The sequence below is a fragment of the Bradyrhizobium diazoefficiens genome, from assembly GCF_016616885.1.
Lineage (GTDB): Bacteria > Pseudomonadota > Alphaproteobacteria > Rhizobiales > Xanthobacteraceae > Bradyrhizobium > Bradyrhizobium diazoefficiens_F.
This window is the reverse complement of the sequence record NZ_CP067102.1, coordinates 4562132-4574015: the sequence shown is the minus strand read 5'-3', so window position 1 is coordinate 4574015 and position 11884 is coordinate 4562132. Positions and strand designations below refer to the sequence as shown.

Here is an 11884-nt window from a genome sequence, read left to right as displayed (position 1 = left end):
GTCGGGTCCTCGCGCCGAGATCAGAAGGAGGTCAGTCCATGGAGATCGAGCGCACTACATTCGGCACAATCACGATCGACGGAAAGACGTACGAACACGACGTGATCATCCGTCTCTCCGGCGAAGTGGAAAAGCGGAAGAAGAAACTGTCGAAGAAGTACTACGGCACCTCGCATGTCCTTTCGAAGGACGAAGCGAAGTTCGTCTATGAGAAGGGATGCGAGCAGTTAATTCTTGGCTGTGGCCAGTACGGAAATGTGCATCTATCGCCCGAAGCAGAGGCGTATTTTGCGAGAAGGGGCTGCAAGGTCCTGCTGCAGCCGACCCCTAAGGCGATTGATACGTTCAACAACTCGCATGCGCGGAAGATCGGCCTTTTTCACGTTACGTGCTGAGTCGGACGGCGGGAAATTTGGCGCTCCCTAGCGGAATCGAACCGCTCTCTCCACCGTGAAAGGGTGGCGTCCTAACCGATAGACGAAGGGAGCAAACGCAAGGCCACGCCGCATGTGGCGACAGGCCCGCTGGCCGCGCGAGTCGTGCCCCGGCGGCTTGCAGCGGGCGAACGTATAATGGCCTTTGCGCCCGTGGGCAAGCCGTTCGGAACGCTCTTTTGGCCCCGGTGGATAGCCTGCCCCGGGATCATTCGGGTGGCGATTTCAACCGTTTCTTAGGGTTCCCTGGGCTAGCGCTGGAGCGGGAGATATCTTTAGCCAATGCCACAGCCCACGAAGCGCGCAGCCCGCAAACTGCTGTCGCAGCATGCCTGGATCACGCTCGATGGCGGATTCGCGGCGCGGCATTGCCTGGTCCAGGACATCTCGGCCTCGGGCGCCAAGATCACGCTGGACGAGGATGCAAGCCAACTGCCCGGCGTGATCCGCATGGCGTTCGCGCGCGATGCCCGGACCGGACGGAGCTGCCAGGTGGTCTGGCGCCGCGGCAAGTCGGCCGGCATCAAGTTCCTCTGACCGCCAGCGGATAGCGCCTGGCCCGGGTCCGGGCTACAAGGCGGGATGCGCTTCACCGTCCTCGTCCTGATCTCGCTCGCTACGACCTCGGCAGCCGGGGCCGAGACCCTGCGCCTGCCACCGAGCGAGCCACCGCAGCCCGGCAAGACCCTGCCGCTGAAGGGCGCCGCCGGGTCTGCCAAGGCCAATGGTTGCGCCTCCTATGGCCGGGGCTTCACCATGGTCGAGGGGACCTGCGTGAAGATCGGCGGCGCGGTCAGGGTCGACGCAACTGCCAGGCGCTGAGGGACCGATGTCGCCGGATCTGTTGCGACTCGATCTCCTCGTCCCCGCGCTGATGTATTGCGCGCTGCTATGGTGGGTCGGACGCGGGCTGTCATGGGCCGCAAAGCTCACCACGGCAGTCGTAACGCTGGGGCTGATCGTCCTCGTTGTGATGGTCGAGCGCGCCCGGCACTAGGGTGCCCAAACTAAAAACGCGAAAACAACCCCATGCATAGTAGACGCGAGGCCCGGGCAGTTTGCGCGCTCACAGCGATTCAGCGCGCGCTCACCGCAGCTTAAGCCGCGTCAGCGGGTCACGACATCGGCGGGGCCACGTGCTGCGCAAATCCGGGCCGCTTGCCGAGCGCGGCGAGCCACCGCGTCAGGTGCGGCTGGGCCGGCCGGGTGATCCCCTCGACCCCGAGCCAGCGCCGCGCATAGGCGCCGATCGCGATATCGGCCAGCGTGAACTGGTCGCCTTCCATGAAGGCCCGCTTGGCCAGATGGTGGTCGGCGATGGCCCAGACCTCGGCGGCCGCGTCTGCATCCCTTTGGATCTTGACCATGTCGCGCTCGGCGGGCGGCGTGCGCACGATGCCCCAGAACACCGGGCGGTCGACCGGCTGCACCATCGATAGCGTCCAGTCGAGCCAGCGGTCGACGCCGGCGCGCTTCTTCGGCGCCTCCGGATAGATCCCCGTGCCGCGCCCGTGCGCCATGCAGAGATAGCGCATGATGGAATTGGATTCCCACAACGCATAGTCGCCCTCGACCAGCGTCGGGATCCGCGCATTGGGGTTCATCGCGAGATAGTTGGCCTCGCGGGTCTTGCCGTATTGCATGCCGGCGTCGATGCGCTCGTAGGGCAGGGAGAGCTCGTCCAGGCACCACAGCACCTTCTGCACGTTGACCGAATTGGCGCGGCCCCAGATCGTCAACTTCGTGTCCGGCATGAAATCCTCCCGCGGTGTTGTCAGTTGGCGCGGTGATAGCGGAATTTCATGTCCTGAGCGACGGTGATTGCGGCGCGCCTCTCATGCAAAAAGCTCCGCCATGAGCGGAGCCTTCCTTGCAGTTTTGCCTGAGATCAATGGCCGAAGAACAGCCACAGCAGAATGATCACCGGGATCGGCACGCCCAACAGCCACAACAAAATCCCGCGTCCCATCACGTCCTCCTCCATTCATGTCGTTGAAGAGAGAACGCGGGGGCGGAGAGCTTGTTCCTGCGGCGAAGGCGCTACCAGTGACCCGTATTCGGCATCGACGCCCACGGCTCGGCCGGCGCCTTCGGCTCGCCCTTCTGCAAGATCTCGATCGAGTGCAGATCGGGCGAGCGCACGAACGCCATGTTGCCGTCGCGCGGCGGCCGGTTGATGGTGACGCCGGCCTTTTGCAGCTTCTCGCAGGTGGCGTAGATGTCGTCGACCTCATAGGCGAGATGGCCGAAGAAGCGGTCCTCGCCATACTTCTCCTCGTCCCAATTCCAGGTGAGCTCGACGAGCGGTGCGCCGCGCGTTTGCGGCTGCTTCTTCAGCGCCTCGAGATCGTCATCCGAGCACAGGAACACGAGCGTGAAGCGCCCCTTGTCGTTCTCGATCCGCCGCACCTCCTTCAGCCCCAGCGCATCCTGATAAAACTTCAGCGCGACATCGAGATTGCGCACGCGCAGCATGGTGTGAAGGTATCGCATGGTTGTTGCTCCCTTGGACGTTCGGAGGGTTTTGCTTTGGGCCGGGACGGCGGGAGAGAGATAGCAGGAAAAGGGGATGAGGGGCAGGGGGCGGGGAGATATGGGTGACGGGGCGGCTGGCGAGGGAGACCTGCCGGGCGAGGATACAAACCGCAGGGCAGCCAGACTGTGATACTGACTAAGTCAAATGCGCGGTGATCGCATGCAGCTGCGCTGAGGCGACCACGGATAGCCGTGAGCATTTCCTGAACAAGACTCGCAGATTCGGCGGCTCTCGGAAGGCGAGCCAGACCGGCATTGCCTAAAGTCGCGCAATTTTGTGGTAGTAAGAAGGTGCGGGAATATTCCTTAGGGGGATGCATGGCCGGGGAAGTCGCTGGGCAAGTCAGTACCGTCTCGACCGCTTGGGCAGTCTTTGGTGTAATTGGCGGATCGATAATCGGCGGCGCGATAAGTGCGACCGTTGCTTTCCTGATTCAAAAGAGAACCCTCAACGCCGCGAAGGAGCAGCGAGAAGCTAAGCGCTTTGAGAAACGAAAAGCGATCGCCTACTCGCTATTTTTCAAGATGATACGAATCCACTCGACAATCGAAGTCATAAAATCAACACTCGATGAATGCGTGAACGCGGGGAAGAAAAAGGGGTTCGCTTCGTATTGGCAAATGATCCTTCCCCTTGGAAATCTGCCTGACCGGGTAAGGTTTACAGCCGACGAGATGGCATTGCTGCTTTCGCTCGACAGTAGGCTGTTCAACGACCTGGGTCCGTACGACGAAGTCCGCAACAGTCTGATTGACCTGTATGAGAATTACGGCCGACGACGAACGGATGTTCTCTCCAAAGTTCGGTTCTGAGGAAATGGATGGTGGGACAGGCACTCATAAGCTCTCCGCCGAGGACGTTGCGTGGCTTAAGCCACGATCATATGAGTTGGATAGCCTTGCGGAAGGGATGATTGCTCGTGCTTCGAGCGAGCAGGTATTGTCCAAATCTTTGCTGCAACGAATTCACGATCTGTTTGTAAAGGAGTTTCAATTCGAGAAGACGTTGCAGTTTGTGAAGGAGGCGTAGCATGAGCGATATCCCAAGCCCTGAGGGAGGACTGCCAACTCTAAGCGATTGGCTTGCCAATTGGCTTGGATTCCAGTTGCCATCTATCCCGATGCCCCAAACGATAAAGAATCTCGACAAGGCAGTTGGCAGGATATTGCTAGCGTCAGGCGAGAACGTCGAAGCCCGCATCAAGTCGAACACCGGAGCGGTGAAAGCCGCCGGAAAAATTTCTGTTGAGGGAATGTATCGGGAATTACGGTGACAGTGCACTCAACTCAAATGGCAGAAGAGAAACTGAGGGGGTGGTGGGAGGAGGCGCCAAACCGGTCTGGTACGGCACCTGAACCGTTGGCGGAGCAGCGCGACTAAGTTGCATGGCTCATACCCTGAAAACGAACCTGCTGATCGCGTTGGCGATCGGATTCCTGATCTCCACGGCCTTCATGTCGATACCGTCGATGAGAGACGGCACCAGCGATTGGTCGGGCGTGGAATTTCCAGGCATGGCCGCAGCGTACTTGTTCTGGGGAGCGCTCAGCGATTCTGTCTTTTGGGGCACGGTGATTGGATGGGCCGTGAACGCGGTGGTCTACAGCCTGCCGGCCTTTGTCGTCTTCAGCGTGTTCACTGCCATGAGGAGCCTGCAGTTGCGGTGACAGCAATCGGCAAAAGCGAGGTAAGATCCGGCCATGACGGGAGCGGCAAGACGCGCTGGCTTCAAAGGCTGGGAAGGATTGCGCGGGTTGCGGCGCTTTGCGGGACGGTCGCGTGGCTTGTGCTCGTGACAATCTCTCCTCAAGAGCCTGATGCCGCCCACCCCGAACGTTACGCACACCGGCAAGACGTCCGCTATGTGAGCGAGGACATGGGCCTGGTTTTGCGAATTCTATTTGGCTCGACGTTTGCGCTGGCCATGGTTGCGTTTGGATGCCATTTCGCGATCAGGGACATGCAAGATTGAAGGTAGCCAGGCCAAGGCCTGGCCACGCATGTGTGATTGCCCGCATATCCTGCCGGCGAGGAGCCCGGCCTGATGAACCGGGGTTGCGCCTCATGCGACGAATGCCTGGAAACGAGGTCTTTCGCCGTGAACTGGTTCAAACGATATGTCGTCGGCTGGCTGATCGCGGTGCTCTTCTTCGCCGCCGTTGACAGCTACAAGGCAGGATGATTGGCCATGCTTGACGCCTTGCTCGGCCTCATCTTCGACATCGTTCTCAGTGCCGTTGGGACTGCCATTGTCAAATTGTTCAGTGTGGACAACGCCGCCGAAATCGCGACGGTTATCATTGGCCTCGGCTTTATCGCGATCGGCTTCACGGCCGCTGTGTGGGGGCATTGAAGGGCAGCGCCATCGCACATGAAGGAAAACACGGCGATCGACTCGTAGCCATCCTTCGAGACGCCCGCCTATGGCGGGCCCTCAGGATGAGGCCTCGTTTTGCGGCGAGATATTAGACCCTCGTGATGAGGAGCCCGCCAAAGCGGGCGTATCCTGACGATTCTTCGCATCGCCGCGCAAAACATGCAGGCCGAGCTCGTCCGGCTGTCTCCGCCTGCAACTACGCCGCAATCCGTCGTTCGACGGGCGCCGCCGTCGTCAGCAGTTTTAGCACCTCGGCATGCTCGAGGTCGGGAACCGCGATCGCCGTGTGGCTGTACATCGCGTGCGACCGCGATGTCGAGATCTTGTCCAGGATCTCTTTGCCCTTGATGACGTGAAGGCCCATGCCGTCTCCGGACGGGAAGATCGCCAGCACCACGTCGTAGGCGCCGATGACGGCCCTGAGCGCCTCGGCCTTGTCCTCGGCGACATCGACAAACACACGAACATCGGCTGCGAGTTCACGCAGCTCGTCAAAATCCAGCACTGTGGGGTACTCCAACGCAACCAACCTGAATGGAGAGTGGATGCGTTGGGTTACCAGAGTCTGAACAATGTCGATCAAGTCACAAGTTTCACGACGAGGTGACTCCCTCGTGGAACCGGAGCTGCAAAGGCGCGCTGAAGGGAAGCTACTTGAAGCTAATCACTTGGCGTAGCCCTGAGAGCGGAGCCACGCGATCTTGCGATCGCCGTTGATCCAGTCGTCGGCATCTGCCTTGCTGGTAAACCCGGTGATTTGACGCTGCTCGTGGTCGGGGTAATCAGCCAGGATTTTCCATTCGCTGTCTGAAATCCGGGCGGTTTTGAAGGTCACTTTTGTTTTGGCCATGCCGCATTATGCAGGAGATGGCCTGAAAAGGGAACTACCTTGCGGCGACCGCGAACGGCCGCTCTTTTGAACCCACCGCGGGTCCCGTCGCCTACATCTCCTCGCGCCAGCGCATCGGAAGTGCGCCGTCCGCTCTGAAGCTGCCGATGAAGGCGAAGCGATCGGCTTGCGGATTGGGGCGGGCTTCGATCGCGTTGCCGAGGATCTGTACCACATCGCTCTCGTCGTAGGCCGGCCAGGGCGGCAGGCCGGGCCCGTTGGGATCGCCGCGTGTCGCAAAGTTCGCCCAATAGCTCATGATGGTCTGCGCGAGCGCGCGGTCCGCTTCAGCCGGCGGCGTGGTGCTGCCGATCACCCGCTGCGGCGTCAGCGTGCCGAACACGAAGGGGATCTCGGTGACGTGCGAGGCGATCGGCGTGTAGGGCGAGGTGTAGTTGAAGTGGTAGCCGTAGACGGGCGCGCGCGTGCGGCTGCGATGCAGCCGCAGCCACTGCCAGCATTGCTCGCCGACGACCATATCGCCGGTGAGCGCGGCGGCGGATGCCCTGGCCTGCGCGTCAGTGTCGGCGGGGTAGATGTTGAGACATTCTGCCAGCCGCTCCTTGCCGAACATCGCTTCGGCCGCCGCGCGAAAACCTTGCGCGGAGTGAGCGGGCAGGGATTGCGACATGAAGGGGAATTCCTCCGCGCTGTTCCAGCCGGCGAGCAGTGGGATGTGCATCTGTTCGCCGCGCAGGAAACGTCGCGCGGGCACGTCAGGCACACCGTGATGATCGATGTTTGGCGAGAAAGCCTGGGTGACATGGTCGCGCTCAAAGCTCCAGGGCGCGGCCGCATTCAACTGTTCGGCGGGCATCGCGCGCAAGGCTGCGATCGACGCATTGCCTTGCCTTCGCGTGAAGGCGAGGCCGCGCGCGCGAGCTTCCTCAAAGTTTTGCAGCGGCCCGTGCCGGCCATCCCAGAAGGCGCCGCTCTCGCCGATGGCCTTGTGGAACAGCCCGCGTGCCAGCGGCGACGCCATCAGAATGCCGACGGCCATGGCGCCGGCGGATTCGCCAAACAAGGTGACGTTATCGGGGTCGCCACCGAAGGCTGCGATGTTGGCCTGGACCCAGCGCAACGCGGCGAGCTGATCCTGCAGGCCGTAATTGCCCGACGGCGCTTCCGCATCGAGCTCGGGATGGGCGAGAAAGCCTGAAATGCTGAGCCGATAGTTGAAGCTGACGACGATGACACCCTTGGCCGCCAGCAGGCTTCCGTCGGTCGCGGGATTGGCCGAGGAGCCGAATTGGAAGCCGCCGCCGTGAATCCACACCATCACGGGCCGCTTCTCGTCCGCTTTCTTCGCGGCGGTCCAGACGTTGAGGGTGAGGCAATCCTCACTGCGCGGTCCCGGCCTCGGATCATTCTCGAGCGACGAGAGAGACGCTGGGCCAAAGGCCAGTGCATCGCGCACGCCTGTCCACGGCGTCGGCGGCCGTGGCGCGCGCCAGCGTAACGGCCCGACCGGCGGCGCGGCGTAAGGAATGCCTTTGAAGGCGAGCACGCCGCCGGCGTCGCGTGGCTCGCCGCGCACCACGCCGGCCTGCGTGCGAATGGTTCGGCCCAGTTGGGCAGCTCCAGAGGGTATCGAGCCGTGCACGGTCGCATCTCCTTGTTCGAGGTGAGGCGAGATCTATCGACTTTCCCGATGGATGAATCTATGCATAATTCCATTCGATCGCTAAAAACCGTCAATGATGAGACAGAAGCTTCGTTATCCTCTCCGTTATCCCTGGCTCGACCTGGACGTGGATGACCGCTCCGCGCCGGTCATTGCCGTGCGCGTCGATGCCGATGGGACCAAAGGGGAGGTGCCTGATCACAGGCATCGCAAGGGACAGCTCGTGGTGTCGCTTGGAGGCGGCGTGACCTGTCGCGTTCCGAGCGGGCTGTGGATGGTGCCGCCGCATTGCGCGGTCTGGATTCCAAGCGACATGCCGCACAGCAATCGTGCGACTGCGAATGCACGCCTGTTCTTCGTCTACATCGAGGCGGAGCTGGTCGATCTGCCGGATCGCTGCTGCACCATCTCGATCTCGCCATTGCTGCGCGAATTGATCGTCGAGCTATCCGACGGCGCGCAGCATGACGAGGCGCGGCGGGAGCGCCTGATCGGCGTGCTGCTCGGCGAGTTGCCGCGCATGCCCGTGCAGCAATTGCATCTGCCGCTCTCGCGTGAGCCGCGGTTGACGCGCATTGCGGAAGCCTTGGCGGACAATCCCGCGGACCGCCGCACGCTGGCGGAATGGGCGGATCACGTCGCGCTCAGCGAGAGCAGCCTTGCGCGTCTCGTCGCGAAGGAGACGGGGCTGACGTTTGGACGCTGGCGCCAGCAACTGCATCTGATCGTTGCGATCCGCCAGCTTGCTGCGGGGGCGAGCGTACAGCAGGTCTCCGCCGATCTCGGCTATGAATCGGTCACGGCCTTCATCACCATGTTCAGGAAGGCGCTGGGAAAGCCACCGGCCAAATATCTCAGCAGTGTGGCTCAGGAGCCGTAGTCGCATGCGCGCGGGCAAGTCCGCAAGGTTGGCGAACTCTTTAAGGGTGCTGCGGAATTCGATTTGTCGTCGCCGCAGACAGCATTGTCCGGCGGAAACAGGACGGAACTCGCGCAGAACTGCTGCTTGCGTTTTCGGCCTCAATGGGTTCTAAGCCCGGCTGCTTCGTGACCGACAGGCATGAACAGACGCGCGGCCCGCGTGGTTTTACCGCTTCCCGGACAAAGCTACGTCGCAGCGCGCGCACCCAATTCAGAGGAAGTCCAGACATGGCGAAGATGACCAAGACCCAATTGATTGATGCAATTGCGGAAGGCACGCAGCTTGCGAAGAACGACGTGAAGTCGGTCATCGAATACATGGCGACCGTCGGCTACAAGGAGCTCAACGAGTCCGGCGAGTTCGTTATTCCCGGTTTCGTGAAGATGTCGGTCGTCAACAAGCCTGCGACCGAAGCCCGCATGGGCGTCAATCCCTTCACCAAGGAGCCGATGCAGTTTGCTGCGAAGCCGGCGAGCAAGTCGGTCAAGGCCTCGCCGCTGAAGGTCGCCAAGGACTCGGTCTGATCCCAACGTCGCGCGCCGTCTGCGTGCGCCTTGAGCGACGCGCGGACCGGCGGCGCGATGCCGACAAAAAGGGGAAAACCCCGCCTGGGGGAAGCGGGGTTTTCTGATGGGGGTGAAGCCTGGGGGAAGCTTCATTGATTTGACGCGCCAGCGCTGAAAAAGTTCATCGCGATCGTGCGCGGCGATCCCCGCAACTCATCAGCCGATACCGAGAAAGAAAAACCCCGTGCTTGCGCACGGGGCTCTCTTGCTGACGGCATTGGGATTTCAGCGCCTGGCCGTCAGCGACCTCTCTGACTTAAGGTTGAAAATCCAAAAAGCAACAGCGCCGCGGTGACGGAATATGTTCGTCGATCGCGGCGCTGCCATGTGACCGGGCGCTGAAATCCCCAGCCTCCATGGGTCCTCGGCGCACCGGAAAGGTTCAACGCGACACGCATGAAATCTCGCGTCAGGGCTGGACTTTTTGTTCCCATTTTGTTCTAGTGAGTCATCCGCTTTGGAGGTGATTCATGACCGTCGAGAAACAGCGCGAAGTGATCCGGCTCTGGAACCAGCTCAGGAAGGTCGAGGGTCCGGCCGCAGAAGAACTCCGCATCCAGATCCTGGAGTGCTTCTCCGAGAAGGGCAACGCCAAGCGCGCAGCCTGAGCGTTCTCGGCTAAAGGCGTTGCGGACCTCAGGTGAGGATGGCTTCGCTTCATCGATCATTAGGAATCGCTTTCGCGTTGATTTGCTCGACTCCGATTCGTTCTTCGAGAACGAAATGGAGTCGGATGCAGAACAGTTTGTGGCTGCTCGAATATTGGTTGGGGGCTGTGTCAAAACGAGTCAGTGCGATGCTTCGCGTCATCGTGTCGTCGTTGCGGCCGCCTCTGCCGATGTCCCAGGACACGGTGTGATCGTTCGCATGCAGCGGTTTGTCGCTCGTTTGCGTGCAAACGACTTTTTAAGAATTGCTTCGCGCGGATTTCGTCGATTCCGATTCGTCCTCCGGGAACGAAATGGCGGCGAAGCCTGAACAAAGCCGGTCACGGCGCGGCGACAGGTCTGGGTCGCTGGCTCGACGCTTCCCGCATGCCGCGCTATCGTCGCTCGTAACGACGGGCGCATCCATGAAGAACGGGCTCTACTCGATCCACATCCACATGCTCGACGGCGTGAAGGGCCGCGACAACGGCGTGTTGATCTTGCGTGATGGCGTGCTGCTCGGCGGCGGACCGTATTTCTGGTCGCGCGGCTCCTACACATTCGGCAACGGCACCTGGAAGGGCGAGTTGGCCACCAACCAGCATTCGCCGTTCGCCGATCCGCTCGTGCGGCCGCTGTTCGCCGGCACCGAAGCGACCAGCGGCTTTTCCGGCACGTTCAGCGAGGAGGGGGCCGAGGTGTACGGCACCGTTCTGGTCGCGGGCCATCGCAGCCTCGGCTTCCGCGCGTCGTTGAAGTGGCTCGCCGAGATCTGAGGCGCGCGCCAAATTCCTAACGGAAAACTTGCAGGGATCGCGATAACCCTATTCGGTTAGGTTAAAAGCCCAATCGCGTTGCGCTTGCTGCGCGTTGGGATAGCTGTCTGGCAAAGACAACAAGAAAACCGAATTTGCCAATGACACCTTTTTTAGAACCGTCATTTTACCAGGGCGACCGCCAGACCTACCGCCGCGTCGTCGTCGTCGGCACGCTGTTCTGTCTCGCCTTCGTGGTGATCAGCTTTTCGTTGCGGCCGCAGCTCGAGGACACGCGCGTCGCGGTCAAGGCTGACCGGCTGGTGCGCACTGCAGGACAGCCGCCGCAGGCGAACTAGCGCTTGCTGCCATAGGCCTCATCGTCGGCGGAGTCCTGCGGGCATGCGGCGCCGCGGGTTGCAAGCGCCACGAAGCCGGCATAGCCGGACAGATTGAGCAGTACTTCGAGCCAGGCAGGCATGACGAGCCTCTTCTCTCGCGGGAAGACCACCTCAATGTGTGCGGGGCGCGCTTGTTCCCGATTGGCCAGGAGACTTACTGCAAAGAGACTTACTGCAAAAAGAGACTTACTGCAAAGAGACTTGCTGCGAAGCGACTTGAAACCGAAAACCCCGCCAGCACCGCGGAGATGCTGACGGGATCTTCGTGCTGTCGCCTCGACCCGGATGGCGGAGGCTTCCGCACTTGCAGGTCCAATCCGCGTGTCCCGATATTGTTCCCGCCGGCAGTGAGATTTTTGCGCGGCGCGGTTCCACCAGAGGCGAACCATCCCGGGTGGTCCGCGTTGTCAGCGCGAGATGCGAAGGAGGAAATCATGAAGAAGACACTCGCAGTTCTGGCGACCGTCGCAGCCGTCGGCGTGACCGCGGTTGCAGCGCCTGCGCAGGCACGCGGCCGCGGCATTGGCCCGGGCCTGGCGTTTGGTCTCGCCGCCGGTGCGCTCACCGCGGGCGCCGTCGCCGCGTCCCATCCGTACGGCTACTATGGCCCGGGCTATGGCTATTATGACGGCCCGGCCTATTACGACCCCGGCCCGTATGCCTACTACGGTGGACCGTACTATCGGCACCGCCACTATTACCATTACTGGTAACGGCTGAGGAATCGAAAAGC

Annotated in this window: 21 protein-coding genes and 1 tRNA gene; 15 read left to right on the top strand and 7 right to left on the bottom strand. The window is 61.4% G+C overall.

Annotation, left to right across the window (positions count from 1 at the left end; genetic code table 11):
* The first annotated feature begins 38 nt into the window (after positions 1-38).
* Positions 39-395 (top strand): Mth938-like domain-containing protein, encoded by a 357-nt coding sequence (locus JJC00_RS21440; protein WP_200467939.1) that lies wholly within the window; start codon positions 39-41, stop codon positions 393-395.
* 18 nt (positions 396-413) lie between these two features.
* Here the strand turns inward: JJC00_RS21440 and JJC00_RS21435 are convergent.
* Positions 414-488: transfer RNA gene (locus JJC00_RS21435), tRNA-Glu, on the bottom strand.
* A 228-nt stretch (positions 489-716) separates the two neighbouring features.
* Here JJC00_RS21435 and JJC00_RS21430 point away from each other — a divergent pair.
* Genes JJC00_RS21430 through JJC00_RS21420 form a run of 3 tightly spaced genes read left to right on the top strand, consistent with a single transcriptional unit; the run spans position 717 to position 1431 of the window.
* Positions 717-971: a PilZ domain-containing protein gene (locus JJC00_RS21430; protein ID WP_200467938.1), complete on the top strand. Its 255-nt coding sequence runs from the start codon at positions 717-719 to the stop codon at positions 969-971.
* A 45-nt stretch (positions 972-1016) separates the two neighbouring features.
* Positions 1017-1256 (top strand): hypothetical protein, encoded by a 240-nt coding sequence (locus JJC00_RS21425; protein ID WP_200467937.1) that lies wholly within the window; start codon positions 1017-1019, stop codon positions 1254-1256.
* A 7-nt stretch (positions 1257-1263) separates the two neighbouring features.
* Positions 1264-1431, top strand: coding sequence for a hypothetical protein (locus tag JJC00_RS21420; protein WP_200467936.1), 168 nt, complete (start codon positions 1264-1266; stop codon positions 1429-1431).
* A gap of 118 nt (positions 1432-1549) precedes the next feature.
* Here the strand turns inward: JJC00_RS21420 and JJC00_RS21415 are convergent, their stop codons facing one another.
* Positions 1550-2188: a glutathione S-transferase gene (locus JJC00_RS21415; protein ID WP_200467935.1), complete on the bottom strand. Its 639-nt coding sequence runs from the start codon at positions 2186-2188 to the stop codon at positions 1550-1552.
* 286 nt (positions 2189-2474) lie between these two features.
* Positions 2475-2927 carry a VOC family protein gene (locus JJC00_RS21410; protein ID WP_200467934.1) on the bottom strand — a complete coding sequence of 151 codons (453 nt, stop codon included), beginning with the start codon at positions 2925-2927 and terminating at the stop codon, positions 2475-2477.
* A gap of 360 nt (positions 2928-3287) precedes the next feature.
* Between JJC00_RS21410 and JJC00_RS21405 the strand changes: the two genes are divergently transcribed.
* From JJC00_RS21405 to JJC00_RS21380, 5 genes are all read left to right on the top strand, one after another.
* The gene (locus tag JJC00_RS21405) at positions 3288-3782 is read left to right on the top strand and encodes a hypothetical protein (RefSeq protein ID WP_200467933.1); all 495 of its coding nucleotides are present in this window, start codon (positions 3288-3290) and stop codon (positions 3780-3782) included.
* Positions 3783-4000: 218 nt separating this feature from the next.
* Positions 4001-4243: a hypothetical protein gene (locus tag JJC00_RS21400; protein ID WP_200467932.1), complete on the top strand. Its 243-nt coding sequence runs from the start codon at positions 4001-4003 to the stop codon at positions 4241-4243.
* 112 nt (positions 4244-4355) lie between these two features.
* Entirely contained in the window at positions 4356-4637 is a 282-nt protein-coding gene (locus tag JJC00_RS21395; RefSeq protein ID WP_246773871.1) for a hypothetical protein, read from the top strand.
* On the top strand, positions 4634-4942 hold the full coding sequence (locus JJC00_RS21390) for a hypothetical protein (RefSeq protein WP_246773870.1): 309 nt from the start codon (positions 4634-4636) through the stop codon (positions 4940-4942). Before JJC00_RS21395 ends, JJC00_RS21390 begins: the two co-directional genes overlap by 4 nt.
* Positions 4943-5158: 216 nt before the next feature.
* Entirely contained in the window at positions 5159-5323 is a 165-nt protein-coding gene (locus JJC00_RS21380) for a hypothetical protein (protein WP_200467930.1), read from the top strand.
* A 220-nt stretch (positions 5324-5543) separates the two neighbouring features.
* Here the strand turns inward: JJC00_RS21380 and JJC00_RS21375 are convergent, their stop codons facing one another.
* The 3 genes from JJC00_RS21375 to JJC00_RS21365 form a co-directional block, all read right to left on the bottom strand.
* The gene (locus JJC00_RS21375) at positions 5544-5852 is read right to left on the bottom strand and encodes a hypothetical protein (RefSeq protein WP_200467929.1); all 309 of its coding nucleotides are present in this window, start codon (positions 5850-5852) and stop codon (positions 5544-5546) included.
* Between the two features lie 159 nt (positions 5853-6011).
* Positions 6012-6197, bottom strand: coding sequence for a hypothetical protein (locus tag JJC00_RS21370; protein ID WP_200291380.1), 186 nt, complete (start codon positions 6195-6197; stop codon positions 6012-6014).
* Positions 6198-6288: 91 nt separating this feature from the next.
* Positions 6289-7839 (bottom strand): carboxylesterase/lipase family protein, encoded by a 1551-nt coding sequence (locus JJC00_RS21365; protein ID WP_200467928.1) that lies wholly within the window; start codon positions 7837-7839, stop codon positions 6289-6291.
* A 94-nt stretch (positions 7840-7933) separates the two neighbouring features.
* Here JJC00_RS21365 and JJC00_RS21360 point away from each other — a divergent pair, with 94 nt between their 5' ends.
* From JJC00_RS21360 to JJC00_RS21340, 5 genes are all read left to right on the top strand, one after another.
* Positions 7934-8740, top strand: coding sequence for an AraC family transcriptional regulator (locus tag JJC00_RS21360; protein WP_200467927.1), 807 nt, complete (start codon positions 7934-7936; stop codon positions 8738-8740).
* A 269-nt stretch (positions 8741-9009) separates the two neighbouring features.
* On the top strand, positions 9010-9306 hold the full coding sequence (locus JJC00_RS21355; RefSeq protein ID WP_027531020.1) for an HU family DNA-binding protein: 297 nt from the start codon (positions 9010-9012) through the stop codon (positions 9304-9306).
* A gap of 512 nt (positions 9307-9818) precedes the next feature.
* Positions 9819-9956 (top strand): hypothetical protein, encoded by a 138-nt coding sequence (locus JJC00_RS21350; protein ID WP_177243661.1) that lies wholly within the window; start codon positions 9819-9821, stop codon positions 9954-9956.
* Between the two features lie 464 nt (positions 9957-10420).
* Positions 10421-10771, top strand: a complete 351-nt coding sequence (locus JJC00_RS21345) for a GrlR family regulatory protein (protein ID WP_200467926.1) — start codon at positions 10421-10423, stop codon at positions 10769-10771.
* Between the two features lie 140 nt (positions 10772-10911).
* A complete protein-coding gene (locus tag JJC00_RS21340; RefSeq protein ID WP_200467925.1) occupies positions 10912-11109 on the top strand; it encodes a hypothetical protein in 198 nt (65 codons plus the stop codon).
* Here JJC00_RS21340 and JJC00_RS38625 read toward each other — a convergent pair.
* Positions 11106-11231, bottom strand: coding sequence for a hypothetical protein (locus tag JJC00_RS38625; RefSeq protein WP_283816629.1), 126 nt, complete (start codon positions 11229-11231; stop codon positions 11106-11108). The two genes, JJC00_RS21340 and JJC00_RS38625, sit on opposite strands and share 4 nt — an antisense overlap.
* Before the next feature lie 354 nt (positions 11232-11585).
* Between JJC00_RS38625 and JJC00_RS21335 the strand changes: the two genes are divergently transcribed.
* Complete coding sequence (locus JJC00_RS21335; protein ID WP_200467924.1) at positions 11586-11864, top strand: hypothetical protein; 279 nt, start codon at positions 11586-11588, stop codon at positions 11862-11864.
* Positions 11865-11884 lie beyond the last annotated feature (20 nt).